Annotated in this window: 17 protein-coding genes; 4 read left to right on the forward strand and 13 right to left on the reverse strand. The window is 69.5% G+C overall.

Going from position 1 to position 18,782, the window contains the following annotated elements:
- The 3 genes from F3J10_RS26790 to F3J10_RS26800 form a co-directional block, all read right to left on the reverse strand.
- On the reverse strand, positions 1–394 hold a 394-nt coding region (locus tag F3J10_RS26790), incomplete at its 3' end, for a PAS domain-containing protein (RefSeq protein WP_240155717.1).
- A gap of 328 nt (positions 395–722) precedes the next feature.
- Positions 723–1,442, reverse strand: a complete 720-nt coding sequence (locus tag F3J10_RS26795) for an N-acetylmuramoyl-L-alanine amidase (protein WP_240155718.1) — start codon at positions 1,440–1,442, stop codon at positions 723–725.
- A gap of 151 nt (positions 1,443–1,593) precedes the next feature.
- The gene (locus tag F3J10_RS26800) at positions 1,594–3,330 is read right to left on the reverse strand and encodes a site-specific integrase (RefSeq protein ID WP_205200486.1); all 1,737 of its coding nucleotides are present in this window, start codon (positions 3,328–3,330) and stop codon (positions 1,594–1,596) included.
- Positions 3,331–3,609: 279 nt separating this feature from the next.
- Here F3J10_RS26800 and F3J10_RS36580 point away from each other — a divergent pair, with 279 nt between their 5' ends.
- Positions 3,610–4,662: a polysaccharide lyase family 7 protein gene (locus F3J10_RS36580; protein ID WP_167243382.1), complete on the forward strand. Its 1,053-nt coding sequence runs from the start codon at positions 3,610–3,612 to the stop codon at positions 4,660–4,662.
- Between the two features lie 40 nt (positions 4,663–4,702).
- Here F3J10_RS36580 and F3J10_RS26810 read toward each other — a convergent pair whose 3' ends face one another.
- The 6 genes from F3J10_RS26810 to F3J10_RS26835 form a co-directional block, all read right to left on the reverse strand.
- Complete coding sequence (locus F3J10_RS26810) at positions 4,703–6,268, reverse strand: 5-methyltetrahydropteroyltriglutamate--homocysteine methyltransferase (protein WP_167243383.1); 1,566 nt, start codon at positions 6,266–6,268, stop codon at positions 4,703–4,705.
- Between the two features lie 70 nt (positions 6,269–6,338).
- Entirely contained in the window at positions 6,339–6,701 is a 363-nt protein-coding gene (locus tag F3J10_RS26815; RefSeq protein WP_167243384.1) for a DsrE family protein, read from the reverse strand.
- Positions 6,702–6,755: 54 nt separating this feature from the next.
- Positions 6,756–6,995 (reverse strand): sulfurtransferase TusA family protein, encoded by a 240-nt coding sequence (locus F3J10_RS26820; RefSeq protein ID WP_017919599.1) that lies wholly within the window; start codon positions 6,993–6,995, stop codon positions 6,756–6,758.
- A gap of 54 nt (positions 6,996–7,049) precedes the next feature.
- Positions 7,050–7,790 (reverse strand): hypothetical protein, encoded by a 741-nt coding sequence (locus tag F3J10_RS26825; RefSeq protein ID WP_167243385.1) that lies wholly within the window; start codon positions 7,788–7,790, stop codon positions 7,050–7,052.
- Between the two features lie 296 nt (positions 7,791–8,086).
- Positions 8,087–9,052: a zinc-binding alcohol dehydrogenase family protein gene (locus tag F3J10_RS26830; protein ID WP_167243386.1), complete on the reverse strand. Its 966-nt coding sequence runs from the start codon at positions 9,050–9,052 to the stop codon at positions 8,087–8,089.
- 77 nt (positions 9,053–9,129) lie between these two features.
- Positions 9,130–9,381 carry a hypothetical protein gene (locus F3J10_RS26835; RefSeq protein ID WP_025100446.1) on the reverse strand — a complete coding sequence of 84 codons (252 nt, stop codon included), beginning with the start codon at positions 9,379–9,381 and terminating at the stop codon, positions 9,130–9,132.
- A gap of 111 nt (positions 9,382–9,492) precedes the next feature.
- Here F3J10_RS26835 and F3J10_RS26840 point away from each other — a divergent pair, with 111 nt between their 5' ends.
- Together F3J10_RS26840 and F3J10_RS26845 are read left to right on the forward strand one after the other, a co-directional pair.
- A complete protein-coding gene (locus F3J10_RS26840) occupies positions 9,493–10,290 on the forward strand; it encodes a helix-turn-helix transcriptional regulator (RefSeq protein WP_167243391.1) in 798 nt (265 codons plus the stop codon).
- A 270-nt stretch (positions 10,291–10,560) separates the two neighbouring features.
- Entirely contained in the window at positions 10,561–11,169 is a 609-nt protein-coding gene (locus tag F3J10_RS26845) for a hypothetical protein (RefSeq protein WP_166915697.1), read from the forward strand.
- 63 nt (positions 11,170–11,232) lie between these two features.
- Here F3J10_RS26845 and F3J10_RS26850 read toward each other — a convergent pair whose 3' ends face one another.
- The gene (locus tag F3J10_RS26850) at positions 11,233–11,982 is read right to left on the reverse strand and encodes an SDR family oxidoreductase (RefSeq protein ID WP_167243387.1); all 750 of its coding nucleotides are present in this window, start codon (positions 11,980–11,982) and stop codon (positions 11,233–11,235) included.
- Between the two features lie 674 nt (positions 11,983–12,656).
- On the opposite strand from F3J10_RS26850, the gene F3J10_RS26855 reads away from it, so the two are divergent.
- Entirely contained in the window at positions 12,657–13,106 is a 450-nt protein-coding gene (locus F3J10_RS26855; protein WP_167243388.1) for a hypothetical protein, read from the forward strand.
- A 78-nt stretch (positions 13,107–13,184) separates the two neighbouring features.
- Here the strand turns inward: F3J10_RS26855 and F3J10_RS26860 are convergent, their stop codons facing one another.
- From F3J10_RS26860 to F3J10_RS26870, 3 genes are all read right to left on the reverse strand, one after another.
- Positions 13,185–14,498, reverse strand: coding sequence for a virulence factor family protein (locus F3J10_RS26860; RefSeq protein ID WP_167233877.1), 1,314 nt, complete (start codon positions 14,496–14,498; stop codon positions 13,185–13,187).
- A 41-nt stretch (positions 14,499–14,539) separates the two neighbouring features.
- A complete protein-coding gene (gene mprF / locus F3J10_RS26865) occupies positions 14,540–17,128 on the reverse strand; it encodes a bifunctional lysylphosphatidylglycerol flippase/synthetase MprF (protein ID WP_167243389.1) in 2,589 nt (862 codons plus the stop codon).
- A gap of 523 nt (positions 17,129–17,651) precedes the next feature.
- On the reverse strand, positions 17,652–18,470 hold the full coding sequence (locus F3J10_RS26870; RefSeq protein ID WP_060003722.1) for an FkbM family methyltransferase: 819 nt from the start codon (positions 18,468–18,470) through the stop codon (positions 17,652–17,654).
- Positions 18,471–18,782 lie beyond the last annotated feature (312 nt).

The raw sequence follows: 18,782 nt of genomic DNA on the forward strand, positions 1-18,782 counted from the left end.
CGGCGGCAGCGCCGCCCTCGCCTTCGCCGGCCAGCAGCGCGGATAGCACGATGCGTACCGGCACGCCATCGCCGGCGGGCCGCTGCAGCAGCCAGATCGCGCCGCCGCGCAGCAGCGCGTCGATGCTGGGCGATGCCCAGCTATCGCCGGGCGCGACCAGCATCGATTGCAGGCGCAGCACGGTGCCGGGCACGCCGGCACGACGTCCCGTCAGGCGCTCGAAAGCGGCATTGGTCCAGGTCAGCGTACCGTCGGCCGAGCACAGGCAGACAGGCTGCGCGGCCTGCGAAATCGCGCGCTCGATGCGCGTGGCATCCGAGCGACGCGGCACCGGATCGGCGGATTCGTCGGGCGCCGCGAGCGGTTCGGTCAGGCGCGTCTCCGGTCGTTGCATGGCGAAAGATCGGTCGATAAAACGGCGACGGAAAATTCCGTCGCCGCGAACATCAGATAGTAAGCGAATCGGGCTCGCATGCCGCGGAAAAACAGCGGGCAAGACAGGCCGCTATTCGCGGCATCTGGCGGGCACGCAAGCTTGCCGGCGGTGGCACGCCAGCTCGCGTTCACGCATGAACACGAGCCGCCGGGAATGCATATCGTTTGCGCGGGCTCCGTCCAGGCAGGTTCCGCTGGACATGCGCGTGTTGCCGTCTCGGCCGAGGAAGGTCCCGAACTTCATGCGTGCGGCAAGTTCCCGCTCGACGGGATGACGGTGGCGCGCATCAGGCCGCCGTGCAGGCCTCGATGCCCGCGGCGATCGCGGCGCCCAGGCGCCGGCTCGTGTCCGTCTGGGCAAGCCGCGCCTCCTCTTGCGGATTGACGATCACGCCGGCCTCGATCAGCAGCGCAGGCACGCGCGCCGTGCGCAGCACCACCAGGTCGTCGAAACGATGGATGCCCAGGCGCGCGTCGATCAGCGGCCGGTTCTCGCCGCGAATCGGATCGGCGTGATAGAGCGAGGGCGTTTCGCCGGCCGCGCGCAGCCGCTCGCCGATCTCGCGCGCGCAGCGCTGGCTCGCCGCGTAGCGTGGATTGCGTTCGGACACGAAGATCGCGTAGCCGTGGAATTCGCGCTGGCGCCCCGCATCCAGGTAGGCCTGCCGGATCGAGTCGTGATGGATCGAGACGAACAGGTCCGCGTGCGCGTCGTTCGCCCGGGCCGAGCGCGCGCTCAGGGCGATCTCGCGGCCGTCGGCCGAGGTGCGCAGCACATGCTCGCCATGCGCGCCGAGTTCGGCGGCAACCGCCGCCGACAGATCGAGGTTGTAGCGGTATTCGACGCGGCCGCTGGCACCGGTGGCACCCGGGTGCGCCGGCGTGTGGCCGGTATCGACGACGATCGTGGAAGACGCGGCGCAAGCCGTGGTGGCCGACGCGCAAACGAGTGCGAGCGCGCCGGTGAGCGCGATCGTCCCCCGCAGGAAACCGCTTGTGATTGTCATGGATTCGTCGTTGTTGGTCACCGTCGCAGGGCGGCCGGTATCGCGACGCATTCTACCTGCGCGACGCAGCGGGAAATAGTCGAAACGCCGGGCGCGATTCAGGTATTTGCACCAGGCGCCGCGCGAGGATCGCACCGGATCGAGGCCCGTCTCAGGACTTGGCGCCGAACGCGTCGGCCAGTTGCCTGGCGCGTTTCATCTCGTCGCCGTGCAGGTAGATCGAGGTGGTCGAGATCGAGGCGTGACGCAGGTTGTCGCGCACCGTGGTCAGCTCGGCGCCGCGCGCGAGCGCGTGGGTGGCGTGCGTGTGACGCATCCAGTGCGGGCTGGCGCGACGCAGCTTGTCGGCCAGCGGCGGATGCTCGGCGGCGAGCGTATCGGCCACCTGGCCGAAGAAGCGCTTGAGCACCTTCCAGAGACGCACGCCGCCGATGCCGGCCGCGCCGTCCTCGCCAAGGCCGCCGATCACCGGCAGATCGGGCCGCCATTGCGTGGGCACGGCCGACAGGCCGCGTTCCAGCGCGTAACGCGTGAGCGCCTGCCAGGCCAGCGGCGGCAGCGCCACGCGCGCGGCCTTGCCGCCCTTGCCCACCAGGTGGATCCAGCGATCCTCGCGCGCGTCGCTGCGGATCGCGCCGAGCCTGAGCCCGACCAGTTCGCTGGCGCGCAGCCCGGTGGCATAGGAGAAATCGAGCAGGAAGCGCAGCCGCTGCGCGGCGGCCGGCTCCCAGCCAAGGGACCATTCGAGGCCGTCGGCGATCGCGCGCAGGATCTGCCATTCGCCGTCGCTGAACACGCGCGAGCTGTCGAGCGCGGCCGCGCGCGTGCCGCCGCGCACCTTCACGCCCGAGAACGGATTGGCCAGCAGGTAGCGCTGCTCGACCAGCCAGCGAAACAGCGCGCCGAGCACCGACAGCGCATGCGCGGCCGAGCGCGCCGACAAGGCGCCGGTGAAGGGTCGCCAGTCGGCGGCACGGCGCGGCCGGATCGGGCCGGTCCAGCGTTCGGCCGGCGCGGGGCGGCGCAGGAAGGCGCGATAGGCGAGCGCGTCCTCGGTGGTGAGCGAGGACAGCGCGCGGCCGCGCTCGACGATGGCCCACAGGATCAGCCGCTCGGCTTCCTTGCGATAGGTGCGCCGCGTGGCTTCGGATTCATGCAGCGAGAGCCAGGCCTGCACGGCGCTGTAGTCGTTGTCGGCGTCGAGCGTGCAGGTCTCGCGCGGCGCGCGGAAGGTGCCGGCCGTGCCGTCCACCTCGTGCGGCAGGCGCAGTTGCTCCCAAGGCACGATCAAGCCGGGCCCGGCCGCGACGATCAGCGCCCGCGCACGTTCGGTCAGCGCCGGATGCGCGCGGAAGAAGGCTTCGATGTGGCGGGCGTTGGCCGGGCCGAGGCCGGCGATCGCCTTCCACCATTGACGACGGCGCGGAATCCGCACGGTGAGATCGGCCAGCGTGGCGATGCCGTGCGCACGCAGCGCGGCCACCGCGCGCGCGGGCAACCAGGGGTCGATCTCGTCGGCGATCTGCGGCTCGGGCGGCCGCGCGTGGCGCAGCATCCCGATCGCCTCGGCGACGGCCCGCGCGTGCCTGGCGCGCTCGGCCGGCGCATGCGCCAGCAAGGCCGCCAGGTCGCGCCGCCCTGCCCACGTCGCCACGGCCACCAGTTGCCGGCGGATCGTGCCGAGCAGGCCGCGCGCCGAACGACCGTCGCCCAGGCGCGTGCCCAGATAGCGCTCGGCCGCGCCGCGCACCGACATGCCCTCGTACCAGGCGCGCAGCATCGCGAGTTCGTCGGCATCGGGGAAGCTGGCGGGCGCAGCCCGGCGGGCAGCGTCGCCGGGTGAATTCGAATCGGCGGGGTTCGGCGGGGACGGCAGGCGGGAAGTCATGCGCGCGAGTGTGACACGAAATGAGCCGGGCCCGCGCGGGATCGACGAGTTCGCGCAGCGAGGCGGATTTGGAACAGTCGTCATATGACATGTCCGCGCGACTCGTGATCGTCCGAAGCGCGTGACTCGACCGCTTCGCATCGCGAGACATCAATTCCTCCGGAAGACAATCGCGCGCCGCGCGCTTCTTACAATCGATTACCTGCCCCCTGACGTCCGATGACTCATCGACGGCAAAGGGCGCGTGTACTTCCGTTCACACGATCCGGAGAAGCATTCATGTCGGTTGGCATCCAGAACAACTACGCGGTGAATTCGACGGCGTATCCGAGCGGCTCGGGCGCCGCCGATGGCAGCGGCAGCGCGAACAGCCTGCAGCAGTCGATCATGCAGCTGATCCAGCAGATGCTGATCGAGCTGATGCAAATGCTGCAGGATCCGAACGGCAACGGTGCATCGTCCGGCGGCGGTGGTGGAGGCGCAAACGGTGGCGCAAGCGGTGGCGGCGGTGCGCCGGCGATGCCTTCGATGGGCGGCGGTGGCGGAGGCGGCAGCGGCATGCCCGTGGTTGGCGCGCTCGGCAGCGGCGGCCAGGGCGGCGTCGGCACGCCCGCCTCGACGGGCGGCGGCGCATCGGCCAGCGGTGTCGCGGCGAGCTCCGGCCCGGCGCCCGGCAACGGCCCCGGCGCCGTCAACCTGAACGGCTTCGGCAGCCTGCAGTTGCCGAGCGGCAGCAACGGCCATGTCGACACGATCGGCGCCGGCCAGCTCAAGAGCTACGACAGCGACTTCTTCAAGCACAACGGCGACGGCTCGCTGACCTTCAGCGTGCCGCCGGGCGGCGGCGCCCACACCGCGCACTCGAACTTCCCGCGCTCCGAGCTGGCCGAGGGCAGTTCGTGGAAGATGGGCGACGGCAAGTCCACGCTGAGCGCAACGCTCTCGGTCGACAAGCTGCCGCCGAACGGCGACGTGGTGATCGGCCAGATCCACCAGCGCGTGGACAGCGGCAAGCCGCGCCCGCCCGTCGAGCTGCATTACGACAAGGGCAATATCGTCGCCAGCATCATGGATTCGAATTCGCTGAGCGCCGGCCGCCACGACGTGGTGATCGCCAAGGACGTGAAGCCCGGCGAGAAGTTCTCGTACAGCATGAGCATGGAGCCGAACGGCGAGCTGAACATCTCGGCGGCCGGCCAGAGCAAGACCGTCAAGATGGACCCGAGCTTCGACAACGCCAACCTCTACTTCAAGGCCGGCAACTACTGCCAGGATCCGGCCGGCGGCAGCCAGGTGAGCTTCAACGGGCTCGATATCGACCATCAGCATTGAGCCGGCGGGCGGGTTCGAACCCCGCCCCCCTCGCCTTCGGCTAGACGCCGTGCCGCTCGCGCAGCCGCCGCGAGGCCTCCACCAGCACGCGCAGCTTGGCCTCGGCGATCCGGCCGCTGTTCACTGGCGCATCGGCGAAGGTCGCGAAGCCGCAATCGGGATTGAACAGCACGCGCTCGGCGCCGAACAGCGCGATCGCCGTTTCGGCCTTGCCCAGCACCTCGTCGAGCGATTCGACATGCGCGTGCTTCTGGTTGCAGAGGCCCACCCCGATGCGCTGGTGATCGGGCAGGCGCCGCAGCACCGCCATCTCGCCCGCGCGCGGCGTGCAGAGTTCGAGGAACAGCGTGCCGACCTCGAGCGCGGCCAGCGTCTCCACCAGCGGCGCGTAATCGCCCGTCATCGCCTTGCTCTCGTCGGTGCTCCAGTTGCCTCGGCACATGTGCATCGCCAGCCGTTCCGCCGGAAAGCCCCGCACCACCGCGTTGAGCAGCTCGCGCGCGAAGGCCAGCTCGGCGCGCGGATCGCCCTTCTCCGACAAGGCGCCGCACATGAAGCTGCGCTGGCCGGTGACGCCGGCATACACCACCTCCGACAACACCGGCTCGTCGAACTGCACCAGCGCCGCGCCGTTGGCAAGCAGCGCCGCCAGCTCCTCGCGCAGCACCCGCACCACGTCGGCCGCGAGCGCCTCGCGGCTGGCGTAGGCGCGGTCCGACACGCATTCGAGCCACATGGTGCGCGTCAGCAGATAGGGGCCGGGCAAGGCGATCTTGGCGGGACGATCGCTTAGCTCGCGCAGGCTCGTCAGCTCGTGCACGGCCAGCGGCCGGCTGCGCCCGAGCGGGCCGAACACGGCCGGATGGCGCACTTCGCCGGCCGGCACGTCGAGCGCGCGCAGCTCCTGCTCGAAGGCGAGCGGATCGTCGACATAGGGCAGCAGGTCGGTCAGCGGTATCAACTGGCAGTTGTCGAGCCGGCCGCCGACGAAGCTCGCGTAGCTGTCGCGCCGCTGCTCGCCGTCCGTGACGACATCGACGCCGGCACGCAGTTGCGCGGCCAGCGCGAGCTGCACGGCATCGTCGGCGCTGGCCTCGAAGGCCGCGTCGTCGAGCCGGCCCTCGAGATGCTCGTGCAGCGCCTGCAGCATCCAGCGCGGCCGCGGCCAACTGCCGATGCCCATCACCGACAAGGGCGCGATGGACGGCGCCGCGCTTGGCGCCGGCAGCGAGGCGGGGATGCTGACCGGCACGATCGCGATCGGCGCGCGCGGCGACGGTTCGCGTTGCGCGTCGCGAGCCGGCGAGGATGGCGCTGCCGCATGCGCCACCTGCCCCGTCCCGGCCGCGAACGCGCCCTTGCTGACCAGGAAACTGCGCAGCCTGCCCTGCCGCGTCCATGACACCAGCTGGTTGCCCGTCATGCGGCACCAGGCCGGCAGGTCGCCCTCGACCGAGGTTTCGGTCGAGCGGATCTCCAGCAACTGGCCGCGTTCGAGCGGGTCGATATGCTTGCGAATCAGCAGCAACAAGCCGTTGCCGCAATCGAGGTCGCCGCCGTCGAAGCTGACGGCCGGCGCGTGGGTGTGACGCTCGCTGGCTTCCATCGCGTGCAATCCGGATCGATGGGCCGCGCCGGCGCGAATCGCCGGCGCACCCGGGGTCGCGCGGGAAACCTCAGTAGCTGAGGCTCGGGCAGGCCTCGCCCATGAATTCCACCAGCATCGCGCCGCCGACGATCTTCGCACCGGGGATCAACTGGTCCTCGTCGAGCGCGCGCTTCTTGAAACAGGACGAGCAGACGTAGATCCTGCCGCCCGCCTCGACGAAGCTCGTCATCAGCTCCTTGAGCGGCGCGAAGCCGGGCTCGTGGATATCGTCGGCATAACCGGCTTGCGAGAGCCGCGTGCCCTCGATGTTGAGGAACACGACCGCTTCCTTCTCGCTGGCGATCGCCGCGTTGGCGACCACGAAGGCGACCGTCGCGCGGTCGGTATCGTCCTTGGCACGAGTCAGACTGACTACGAATTTTCCAGACACGATAGGCTCCTGCTGATGCACGTCGATGGAGAAACCGGGCGCGACCGGCGGCGCTCAGGCGCTGGCGCCGGCCGGCTTCGCCCGGATGAAGAACACGCCCTGCTCCGGGTCGGCCTGCAGCAGCCGGTGCCCGGTGATGCGGCAGTATGACGGAATATCCTCGATCGCCCCGCGATCGCGCGCCGTCAGGCGGATGACCTGGCCCGGCATGTCGCGCAGGCGCACGCGCAGCTTCAGCAGCAGTTCCCCGCAGCCGATCTCGCCGGCATCCCAGGCCACGTCGTAGTCCATCATGCTGGTGTCGCCGCCTCCTGCGTCGGGCTCGGGCGGCGAGAGTGCCGCCCGTGGCTATCGTAGCGGGCCGGGGCGGGAATGCAATCGTGAAATTCCCCGGCCCTGGTAACGGCTGGGCGGATCGATCTCGACAGATTCGAATTCGATGTAAAGCGCGATGTCGGGCCCGACACGTACGACGGCGACAGGTTTGGGCGAGATTGGCTTGGCCCAGGGGTAGACGCGGTCGAGCGTTGCGCGAGCGTTCCTGTATTGATCCGAATCCAGGTCGGTCAGCGACGAAAGGGATTCGAGGACGTGTCCGGCCATGAAGTCGGCGGTGAGGCTGCGCCCTGCTCCATGGAAATGGATCTGGGTACGGTTTTGTTTATCGGCGCTCTGTAGACGAAGGGTGAGGCGTGAGCTCGCGACATCTGACGACGAGCCATTGACACGCCAGCCCTTGAAACTGTCGGTAGCACCAAAGGTCTCGTCGCCGGCCCTTGCACGAACAGATACGCTCCGGCGCGTCGAGCGCCCCGGCGGGTCCTGGGCGGACGCGGGATCCGGCGTGACATGGACATATGGCCCGAGCTCCGTCTGGTATGTTGCCAGCAGCTTGAACGCGACACCTCCGACGATTCGAGCTTGTTCGTCATTGAGATCGAAGCCCATTTCCTCGATCGGAAACGGTACGCGTAACGCACGCTCCATGCGACTCGCTAGCGAATCCTTGAGCAAGGTACAAATCTCGATCGCCTGCGCGTCCTCGTCGTATGCGATCACGACACAACGCGACTGCCATCGTTCAGACATTCGGAAAGCTCCGCCGTACATGGGCAAACATCCTTGCCGGCAAGCGGCAGACAAACAGCACTACCGTTTTCCCGAACCCTGGATTCACGATGACAAAAGACATGTGCTGCACGCTTGTTGATTCGTGCAGGCACTGTGTCAGAGCTTGAAAAGCCACCGCTTGTGATTCATCAAGCGCCAGCCATCGGATCCAATATGTTTCCGCTCAGATAACTTTTCTTATCTCAACGACACGGTCGAACCACCAAACTCGCCCATCGCCAATCGCGCCGATCACCGAGCCACTCGCAAACCCCTCACGCCCCGATCGTGAACACCGTGCGCGTGCGGCTATCCGCCTTCGCCCAAACCTCGCCGAGCTGCGCGAGCGGCACCGCCCGCGTGTCGATCCTCAGCCCCGCTCGCGGCGCGATATCGAGCACCATGCGCAACGCCTCCAGCAACATCGGCATCGGCACGCTGCCCATGCCGCTGCCCATCAGCGTGATCGCGGTGGAGCGCAGCACCGCCGCCGGCAAGGAGATCTCGCCGCCGCCGATCGCGCCGATCTGCACGTAGCGCAGCGCGGCCAGGTCCGGCAGCGCGCGTGCCGCCGCGCCCAGCAGCGCATGCGCGCTCGGCCCCCAGAGATAATCGAGCACGATGTCGACGCCGCCCGCGAACTGCTCGCGCAGCGCCTCGCCGAGCGTCTCGTCCTGGCCCAGCGGCACCAGCACGTCGGCGCCCAGCGCCGACAGTTCGCCCAGCGCGGTGGCGTCGCGGCCGGTGGCGATCACCTTGCCCGCGCCGAGGTACTTGGCGATCTGCACCGCCAGCCGCCCCGACGAGCCCGTCGCGCCGTTGACCAGCACCGTCTCGCCGAATTCGAGCCGCGCGCGCTCCTTCAGCGCGGCCCACGAGGACATCGCGGGAATCGCCAGCGCCGCGGCCGTCACGTCGTCGAGCGCGTCGGGCAGCGGCAGGCAATGCGCGTCGCTCACCAGGGTGCGCTCGGCCATCGCGCCGTACGGCGCGACCGGGCCGAAGAAATAGACACGTCGTCCGTCGGCGTCGACGCCCGTGCCGTCGACCCCGGCGACGAAGGGCAGGCCCTGCCCCGCGGTATCCGAGGTGTAATGCACGCCGGCCGCGCGCGAGCGCGTGACGTGGCTCAGCGCCGAGGCGGCGACGCGGATCTCGCGACAGCCGGCGCTCGCGCGCGGCGTCTCGAAGTCGCCATACTCGGGCGCCTTGCCGGCCGTTTTCACGATTGCTGCTTTCATGGGGAATTCCTCCGTTCGTTCCGGACCGCGCCGGATGCGGCACCGGCCCAGTTTGCTTCAATGCGCTTCAGTTGGCTTCAGTTGGCCTCGACCCAGGCGCGCAGCGCCGGATCGCGAATCTCGAGCACCTCGAACAGGCCCAGCGCGCGCAGCGCCGGCAGCGCGGCGAGGATGTCGGCGCGCGCCTCGGCACGTTCCGCCCCGCTCGCATCCGGCGTGCCCAGCACGCGCGCGTTGGCCAGGAACGCGCCGACGGTGCCCTTGCGCACCGTCACGCCAGCCAGCTTGGTTTCGTTTTGCTCGTCGGGCAACAATTGTTCGGCTCGCATCGGGTTTCTCCTGTCTGATCGCTGCGGATCTGGTCATCGATGAAAGGCAGTTTATCGAGATACAATCGGCCGAGCTCCGGTATGGAAGCCAATCGATACGGAATTTCGGCCATGCGTGATCCCCTGCTCCCCCCACCTCTCGTACTCGAATCGGGCGGACCGTTAGTTGCGGCTGCGGAATTGACGCAATCCGTGGCGCGAGAAACCGAGGCGCATCGGCATGCGCGCGGCCAGTTGGTGGGTGCGCTGAGCGGGCTGCTGTCGGTCGGGCTGGAGGCGCAGCAGTGGGTCGTGCCGGCCACGCACGCGATCTGGGTACCGCCCCATCACATGCATTCGCTGCGCTCCTACGGACCGTTCTCGGGCTGGAGCGTGTTCGTCCAGGAGGCGGCCTGCGCGGCCCTGCCGGCCGCGCCGCGCGCGATCCGCACCAACCCGCTGCTGCGCGAGGCGGTGCGGCGCGCGGCGACCTGGTCGGGCGGCTCGCTCGGCCACGACGAGATCCGCATCGCGGAATTGATCCTGGCCGAGATCGCGGCCTCGCCGGCGCAGGCGCTGGGCCTGCCCCGGCCGCTCGACACGCGCCTGGCGAGGATCGCCGATGCGCTCGCGGCCGACCTGTCGGACACGCGCCGCGCCGAGGACTGGGCGCAGTGGGCCGGCATCGCGCCGCGCACGCTGAGCCGGCGCTTCCTGGAGGAAACCGGCATGAGCTTCGCGCAGTGGCGCCAGCAGGCGCGCGTGCTGCGCGCGCTGGAACGGCTCGCGGTGGGCACGCCGGTCACCACCATCGCGCTCGAGCTCGGCTACGACAATGTCAGCGCCTTCATCGAGATGTTCCGTCGCGTGCTGGGCGTCACGCCGGGAAAATACGCGGCGGAGTTGCCGCCGCTGGCCGCGGCCGATTGAGCCGCAGGTATCGAGCGCGCCTGCGGCCCGAGCTCCCCGTCACGCAATCACGACAAGCACCCGCGCTTCGTTCGCCCCCTGCCCACCTGTCGCCCATTCGGCTCACGCCATTCGGGCGCGACTTACGGTCGCTCTGAACCGTTATGAGATGCATGGATTGTTACGATCACGCAGCGATTGGCAACGATCGTTTCAAAATCTCGTCAAACAAGAAATATTTAACTTGTTCGAACGAGATTCCCTTCATGAAGATTCTCAATGGAGTGAGACATGAGCAGCAAGAAGCTGAAGGTGATGCAGGCCCGTCGCGACGCCATCCTCGCCGCCGTCCGGCAACAGCCCGGCGTCACCACCAAGGAGCTGGCCGACATCATCGGCACCCATGACGTGAAGCCGGTCTCGAACGCGATGTGGCGGCTGCTGCGCAGCGGCAACATCCTGTCCGAGCAGGTCACGCGCGACGGCGCGCACATGAACGCCTACTACCTGCCCGAGCAGATCGACGGCGATTCGGTCGAGCGCGTGAACCAGAAGCTGGTCGACGCCAGCGACGTGGTTCCCGTCAAGCGCGCCGCGCTTCCGGCGGGCAGCGTCTTCGAGCTGGCGCGCAAGCAGAAGCGCAAGACAAACCCGCCGACTCGATCGTCCGGCAAACCCGCCCCCGCATCCGCCAACCTGCCCGTCGACGCCGCGCCCGCCCCCACGCCCCATCCCGCCATCGATCCCTTCACCTGCGCCATCGCCAGCGACGGCAGCCTGGTCCTGATGCGCGCCGGGCGTATCGAACTGGCGCTCTCGGATGCGGACACGGCAATCCTCCAGCGCTACCTGGTGAAGCGCATCGCGGCCAATACGCTGCTGGGCGACATGGCCGGCTGAGCCGATCGCCGAATCGCATCCCGCCCCTCGAACCCCGTCTTCCGGCGCCCTCGCGGCGCCCCCTCAAAACTCCTGCCGCGTCGGCCGGAACACCACCTCGTTGATGTCGACGTCCTCCGGCGCACCGATCACGTAGGCCAGCAGGTTCGCGAAGGAATCGGCCGGCAGCGCGATGCCGTAGAACTCGCGCACCGCGGCGGCGATATCGGGCTCGGTGATGCTGTCGGGCAGTTCGGTGTCGATCGCGCCCGGCGAGATCACCGTGGTGCGAATGCCGTAAGGCTTCACCTCCTGGCGCAAACCCTCCGACAGCATCCTCACCGCCGCCTTGGTCGCCGCGTACACGGCGCTGCCCGGGCGCACCTTGTGCGCGGCCACCGAGGCGACGTTGATCAGGTGCCCCGCCTTCTGCGCCTGCATGTGCGGCAGCGCGGCGGCGATGCCGTACAGCACGCCCTTCAGGTTCACGTCGATCATGCGATCCCAGTCGTCGATACGAGCGCGCTCCAGCGGCGAATGCGGCATCAGCCCCGCGTTGTTGACCAGCACGTCGACGCGGCCGAAGCTGGCGACCGCCGTATCGACCAGGCGTTGCACATCCTCGCGGCGCGTCACGTCGGTGGCCACCGCCAGCGCCTCGGCGCCTTGCGCCTTGAGCGCCGCGACCAGCGCATCGAGCCGTTCGATGCGGCGGGCGCCGAGCACCACGCGCGCGCCGTCGGCGGCGAGCCGGCGCGCGGCCGCCTCGTCCAGGCCGCTGCTGGCGCCGGTGATGACCACGACCTTGTTCTCGATCTGGATGGGTTGGGACATGTTCGATTCTCCGGTGGAACGGGCACGGGCGGCCCGGGTGGAACGTCAGCCGGGAAATCTAGCAAAGGGGGGAGGCGCGCGTGAAGACGCCGGCACCGCACAAGACGGTGAAAACGCCTCAACAATCGGGACAGGCAGGACGGGCAAGGCACCGATGCACCTCACGCGCCGTCGAATCCGGAAGATCCTCGCCGGGCGGCAAGCAGGATGCCTGCGCTCGGCGCTTGCGCCGCGGCCGGGGAAAACGGGCGGCGCGCCAGTCGGCGACTTCGCGAAACAAGGCATGAATTCCTGTCGGTCCGTCGGCGATACGCCGGAATCCGGCAATCTGTCCGGCGCCCTGCCTGTCATTTCCAGTCGTCATCATGCCGCCGTCCCGCCCCGGTCTGAATCTGCGCATGCCCGTTCGGTCCGCCGATAGCGGCTCGCCCTCCGAGAGTCCACTCACGACGCCGGATGCGGGGCATCGCGCGCCGCCGCGCAGCAGGTCGAACTCACCGGGCTTGCCTGGGATACCGGCCGCGTTTTCGCACCGCCGCGGCGACGCAGCCGTCTCGGCGCTCACGCGAGGCGCGGCGCGAGGCAGTGCCTCGCCACCCGGCTCGCCAGCCTCCGCCACGGCGGGACCGCAACGCACGCCGGCCAGCCGGCTGCCTCGTTTCGAGTCGTCGGAAGTGGGCGGCATCGTCCATGAGAATGCCTACAGCGTGGCGCCGCGACATGTGCCGCTCGTCACCTCGAACCTGGTCACCTGCCGCGCGCTGGCGATTTCCGTCGGCGATGCCCACTACCTCGGGCACATCTTCGAATGGCCAAGCCACGAAGGCGCGCATACGACCGAGTCGATGAGCGCGCTGCTCGATGGCGCGGCCGGCGCATTGGGCATGGCGCCGGGTCAACTGGCCAATTGCCGGGTCGCCGTCGTCAGCGGCTCGGAACCCTGCGACGAGATCGATGGTCCGCTGCACCAGGCCCTGCGCGGGCTCGGCGTGACGGCCGAATGGCACGATGCGCACGGCACCGAGGGGGGCGTGCACGCCGTGGTCCACGAAGGCCGCGTGCAGATCGGGCACGACGCGATGACCGAGACGGCCGCGGCGGAAAAACGAAGCGGCAGACTCTAGTCGCGCGCAGCTCGGCTGCCCCGGAATCGGCCGGTGCGGGCCCGGCCGCCTTGGCGTGCCGGCGCGCGCCAGCCCGAATCAGCGCCCCGCCGCGTTCCTGCGCAGCGCGTCAAGGATCTGCCGCTCCAGCGCCAGGTAGTCGCCGCCGAAGTGGTGATCGCCGCCGGTCTTGATGACCTGGGCGCCGCTGCCGGCCAGCGCCGGGCACAGCGTGTCCTGCTCGGTCGCGCCGTAGAAGCACTGCACCTGCTTGAGCGGCAGCTTGTTGAACTCCGGCCGCACCTGCAGGGCCTGGTCGCTGGCCGGCATGCCGAGCCAGCCCGTCACGCGGATCTGGAAGTCGGCCGAGGGCGCGAAACCGAGCAGCGAGATCACCGAAACCTTGTCCTTGAGCGGCTGCGCCAGGCGGTTGTAGGCGAACGGCATCACGTCGGCGCCGAACGAATAGCCGATCAGCGCGACATGCGAGGCGTGCCAGCGCGCCAGGTAGGTCTGCATCACGCGCGCCAGGTCGTGGCTGGTCTGGGCCGGCGTCTTCTCGCTCCAGAAGTAACGCAGGCTGTCCCAGCCGACCACCGACACGCCGTCCTTCTGCAGCGCCTCGGCGATGGTCTTGTCGAGATCGCGCCAGCCGCCGTCGCCCGAGATCACGATCGCCAGCAGGCCCTCGCCGGCGGCCATGCCGCCCGGCCTGGCGGGCAGCTCGACCAGCGGCAGGTCGGACACGTCGAGCTCGTCGGCGCTGCCGTCGCGCAGATGCGGCGCAAGCAGCGACACCAGGCGCGCGGCGTCGCCCGTCGCGGCGCTGTCGACGAAGCCCGGCGTCTTGCGGCGGCTCACGGTCGGGTCCGGCGGGCACATCCTGAAGCGCGCGTCGAGCGTGGCGGCAGGCGCCACCGTCACCGCGCCCGAGATGGTGTTCTCCGGCGCCTGCGCCAGCACCTGGCGCGCCAGCGCGCCGCCCTGGCCGATGCCGGCCACGATCGGCGCGAAGTAGCGCGAGGTCTTCAATTGCCGTTCGAGCTGGTGGCTGACCGCCTCGGCGTCGCCCACCAGTTGATGGCAGCTTTCCTTGTCCTTGGCGAGATTCGCGGCATAGCGCGCGGTATCGACGCCGACCGTCAGCGCGCCGGCCTTGGCCAGCGCCTCGGCGGTGGCCTGGTCGGCCGCGCTCCAGCCGCCCGCCGCCGAATACAGCACCACGAAACCATGCACGTCGCCCTCGGGCCGCACCACGGTCACCTCGCCGTAGCGCCCGCCGGGCATCCGGCCCATCCTGCCGACCAGGGTGGCCGGCTGCGAGGCGGCGCTCGCCGCCGTGGCCTTGCCGGCGAGCTTGCCGCCCGCCTTGCCCGATTCCGCCGCACCGGCGCCCGCGACCTGCACCAGCATCATGCCGGCGGCCACCGCCGCCCGGCCCCAACCATTCCACTTCATGAACGCCGACCTCCTGCCAGCAAGGACAGATCGGCCAGCGTGACGAACACGCCGACCGAACCGGAAGCCGCCAGATAACGCGGCTCCCATTGCGGCTCGAACTTGCTCTTGAAGGCGCGCAAGCCGCGGAAATTGTAGAAACGCCCGCCGAAGCGCCAGACGATGCGGCCCAGGCGGTGCCAGAGCGAGGACATCGGCGCCGAGCCCATGCCCGAGAACGGCGCCATGCCGAGGCTCAGGCGCCGGAAGCCGGCCTCCTTCAGGTGCAGGGCGAGCTGCGTGAACAGGTACTCCATCGCGTAGGGCGAGGCCTCGGGCACGTGGCGCATCACGCCCACCGTCGCGTCGGTATTGAGATCGGTGGTCATGAAGGTGACGAAGGCCACCGGCTCGTCGTCCTGGCGCACCAGCATCACCGACTGGGTGGCCAGGTAGCCGTCGTGGAAGGCGGCGATCGAGAAGCTCTTCTCGCGCGCGTCGCGGCTGTCGAGCCAGTCGTCGGAAATCTCGCGCAACAGCGGCAGCATCCCGGGCACCGCCTGCGGCGGGATCACCTCGACCGACATCGCGTCGCGATCGGCGCGCCGCAGCGCGTAGCGCAGGTGCGAGCGGTTCGAGCCCTTCAGGTCGAAACGGTCGAGCGCGATGTGCGCCTCCTCGCCGAGCTTGACCAGGGTGAGGCCGGCGTCGAGATAGAGCGGCAGCGCCTCGGCGCGCACCTGGTAGAAGGCCGCGCGCCCGCCGTGCGCGTGCGCGCGCAGGATGAAGTCGTTGATCAGGCCGGCCCATTCGTCGCGCGGGCCAACCGGATCGTAGAGCGCGGCCCAGGTGCGGCCGTGCTTGGCGTACATCAGGAAGGCCTCGCGCGAGGGCGAGAACAGGAAGCTCTTGTCGCCCATCAGCGCCAGGCCCACGTCGCTGCGGTCCTGGGCGCGGATGATGCGCGCCGCGTCGGCCAGGTCCTGCGGCTCGGGCATCACGAAGCGGCCGGCGGCCGGGCGCAGCAGTTGCCAGAGCGAGGCCATCGCGGCGAACACGCCGGCCGCGAGGGTGGCGCGCAGCGCCCGCGAGGCGCGCTCGTCGAACGCGAAGGTCGACCAGATCTCGCGCGTGTAGGGCACGTCGCGGAACGCGAACAGCAACACCCAGACGGCCAGCATCAGCACCAGCGCGACCGACATGAACCAGCCGATCGTGAAGGGCTCGGCGAACAGCGAGGAATGGCGGTTGAAGCGGCGCCGCGACACCAGCAGCAGCACCAGCAGCGCGACCAGCACGCCGGCCTCGACGAAGGCCAGGCCCTTGGAGAAGGACAGCGCGAGGCTCGCCAGCGTGAGGCCCAGCGCCATCCACCAGGCCGCGTCGAGGCGGCGCAGCAGGCCGCGCGCGACGAACAGCAGCGACACGCCGAGCACGCTGCAGAGCACCTGCGAGCCTTCCATCACCCACAGCGGCACGACGTTGCGCAGCACCGCGATGCGCTGCCAGAAGGCCGGCGTGGCGCCCGAGATCACCAGCATGCCGCCCACCGCGAAGGTGACCAGGCCGAGGAACAGCGGCGCGAGCTGCGAGACCTGGGCGGCCTGGGCCGACACGAAGCGATGGCCGATCGCGCGCCCCTCGAACACGGTCAGCAGCCCGGCCGACAGCACCAGCGGCACGCCGAAATAGATCGCGCGATAGGCGATCAGGGCGGCCAGCATCGAGGTGGGCGGCACCGCGCTGCCGAGCGTGAAGGCCATCGCCGCCTCGAACACGCCGATCCCGCCCGGCGTATGGCCGATCATGCCGAGCAGCAGCGCGCCCGAGTAGACGGTGATGAAGGTGACGAAGCCGATATGGCCATGCGGCAGCAGCGACCACAGCGCGAGGCCGGCGGCCACCACGTCGATCACCGCGAACAGCAGTTGGCCGAGCAGGTCGCGGCGCGCCGGGATGTCGAAGGAGAGCCAGCGCCAGCGCGAGCGGATCTCGCGCGGGGCCTTGCCGCAGAGCGCCACCAGCGCGGCCAGCAGCACCAGCACCAGCGCACCGCCGGCGCGCAGCCAGCCGGGCCCGACCGGCAGCATCGCGGCGAGCGCCGTCGAGCCGCCCAGCATGCCGAGCGCCGTCATGCCGACGATGCCCAGCGCCAGGGTGGCGCCCATGAAGACGGTCATGCGGCCGATCTGGGCGGCGCTCACGCCCGAGGCGCCGTACACGCGCACCCGCACCGCGCCGCCGGTCAGCGCGCCGAAGCCGGTGGCGTTGCCCAGCGCGGTGCCGGCGATGGTGCCGATCCACAGCGGAATGCGCGGCACCGAGGCGCCGACGTAGCGCAGCCCGATCGCGTCGCGCGCGACCAGGGCCACGTAGCTGAGCGCGGTGGCGCCGAGCGCGCCGGCCCATTCGCCGAGCGTGAGGTGGCGCAGGTTGCGGATCACCGACTTGTAGTCGACGGTCTCCGACAGGTGCTGGAACACGAACAGCAAGGCGATGCCGATGCCGAGCGCGAGCAGCGGCGACATGAGGCGGTCGAGCCGCAAGGTCTGGCGAACGCGCGCGAAAGCCTGCGCCGCGCGCCGCGGTAAATCACTTGAAGACATGAAATCTGAGGATCAGGCTGGAACCTGTCGCGAGTTTGACGCTACCGTCGTTACCATCGTGTTGCGGCCGCGCCCCGAACGCGGACTTCGCTTGCCGTGATGGCCGGCCAGGCCGGTATCAGGGCCCGGCAGTCTACCGGAGCGACATTACAAAATGGTTCGCCGCAGCCGCCAGGCTTCTGACGATGCTCCGAAAAACCGCTTCGGCACGCGCGAACCCCATCGCACGTCTGTCGTCAGGAGATTGCGCATGATACTGGAAAAGCGTCGCGAAAAACCTCGCGGCAACTACGTAAAGGCAAGCCCCTAGCGGGTTTTCACGGAACCGGCGAAATTGCCCGGCGGCAGCAACGGCGGCGTTTCGGGTTCCGAACCATCCAGGGATTCGCAGGAATCCGAAGCGCAAGCGTTTGCGGCATCGAGCTTACTGAAATATTTCGAATAATCGACATCGGCATTTCAATCCCCGCGCCCTGCAGGGGTATTCGAAAGCCACGGGTTCGCCGGGCGCGCAGCCGCCCGCTCAGCGCAGATAGAGCACGCCGTCGCCCACCTGCAGATGGGCCGATACCGGATCCTCGCGATGCACGGCGATCAGGTTCAGCCCGGCCGGCACGCAGCGATAGCCGAACTCGGCCAGGAAACCCTCCACCAGCGCCGCGTCGGTCTTCAGCACCTCGACCGTCAGCATCGGGCGGCAGCGCCGCAGCGTGTCGCGCGCGCCGGTCAGCGCCTCCATCTCCATGCCCTCGATGTCGAGCTTGATCAGGTCGACGCGCGGCAGCGCCAGCGAATCGATGCTGATCATCGGCACCGTGCTGCCCACCGCGGTGTCGTAGGAGATCGGCTGCCCGATGAACTCGCCGTTCTCGCGCGGACGCAGCTCGAGGCTGCCGAAGCTGGCATGCGAGAGGTAGTCGGGCTGCGGCACCGAGAGCTCGCCGCAACGCTCGCCGAGCGCGGCCAGCTTGGCGCGCGCGTTCAGGCAGTTGTTCAGCACCAGGTTGCCGGCCAGCGCGTAGAACACCACCTCCTGCGCCTCGAAGCTCAGCACCCGGCCCCAGCCGTGCATGTGGCGCGCCCATTCGATGGTATGCACGCCGATGTTCGCGCCGCCGTCGATCGCCACCACGCCGTCGCCGTGCAGCTCATGGCGGCGCGTCAGCATGGCCAGCGTGAAGCCGACCTCGCTGGTGTCGAAGCAGCCGTTCTGCAGCAACTGGTGGCCGACGCCGTAGTCGTCGCCGGTCTCGGCGGTGTTGTGATCGTGGCGGTTCACGATCATCGTGCCGTGGTTGGTCGCGGCAAGCATGAACGCGACCGGGCGTTGCGGAAAGCTCATGATGGCGCCTCGCAATCGAATGCTTTGTTCTTGGCAGGCCCGGCACATGGCCAGGCGCGATACACGGGTCCGGTGCGCGGATTGTCACGCACAATCGCGCCGCCTGAACAGCGGGTGTTTGCGGATCACGCCACAGTGGCCGATTCGCCGCCGAACCTCGTCGACCGGCCGCAAAACCAGGCCCGGCGGGCGATACGGGGCGCGCGGCCGGCACCGGCGGCACCCCGCGCGGGGGTGTAACGCGCGTAACGAACTGTGACGCGGGAAGCGCCCCGCCGGCCCGGGCAGCCCCGCGCCGCGCGGCTCGCCGCC

It is taken from the genome of Burkholderia sp. Cy-637 (assembly GCF_011753175.1).
Classification (GTDB): Bacteria; Pseudomonadota; Gammaproteobacteria; order Burkholderiales; family Burkholderiaceae; genus Burkholderia; species Burkholderia gladioli.

Bases quoted from the DNA above. Each gene is read 5' to 3' on its own strand.
- F3J10_RS26810 (WP_167243383.1), bottom strand. From the start codon at position 6,268: ATGGAAGCCAGCGAGCGTCACACCCACGCGCCGGCCGTCAGCTTCGAC.
- F3J10_RS36580 (WP_167243382.1), top strand. From the start codon at position 3,610: ATGTCGGTTGGCATCCAGAACAACTACGCGGTGAATTCGACGGCGTAT.
- F3J10_RS26800 (WP_205200486.1), bottom strand. From the start codon at position 3,330: ATGACTTCCCGCCTGCCGTCCCCGCCGAACCCCGCCGATTCGAATTCA.
- F3J10_RS26795 (WP_240155718.1), bottom strand. From the start codon at position 1,442: ATGACAATCACAAGCGGTTTCCTGCGGGGGACGATCGCGCTCACCGGC.
- F3J10_RS26870 (WP_060003722.1), bottom strand. From the start codon at position 18,470: ATGAGCTTTCCGCAACGCCCGGTCGCGTTCATGCTTGCCGCGACCAAC.
- F3J10_RS26820 (WP_017919599.1), bottom strand. From the start codon at position 6,995: ATGATGGACTACGACGTGGCCTGGGATGCCGGCGAGATCGGCTGCGGG.
- F3J10_RS26840 (WP_167243391.1), top strand. From the start codon at position 9,493: ATGCGTGATCCCCTGCTCCCCCCACCTCTCGTACTCGAATCGGGCGGA.
- F3J10_RS26845 (WP_166915697.1), top strand. From the start codon at position 10,561: ATGAGCAGCAAGAAGCTGAAGGTGATGCAGGCCCGTCGCGACGCCATC.
- F3J10_RS26835 (WP_025100446.1), bottom strand. From the start codon at position 9,381: ATGCGAGCCGAACAATTGTTGCCCGACGAGCAAAACGAAACCAAGCTG.
- F3J10_RS26850 (WP_167243387.1), bottom strand. From the start codon at position 11,982: ATGTCCCAACCCATCCAGATCGAGAACAAGGTCGTGGTCATCACCGGC.
- F3J10_RS26825 (WP_167243385.1), bottom strand. From the start codon at position 7,790: ATGTCTGAACGATGGCAGTCGCGTTGTGTCGTGATCGCATACGACGAG.
- mprF (WP_167243389.1), bottom strand. From the start codon at position 17,128: ATGTCTTCAAGTGATTTACCGCGGCGCGCGGCGCAGGCTTTCGCGCGC.
- F3J10_RS26830 (WP_167243386.1), bottom strand. From the start codon at position 9,052: ATGAAAGCAGCAATCGTGAAAACGGCCGGCAAGGCGCCCGAGTATGGC.
- F3J10_RS26860 (WP_167233877.1), bottom strand. From the start codon at position 14,498: ATGCTGGTGCAGGTCGCGGGCGCCGGTGCGGCGGAATCGGGCAAGGCG.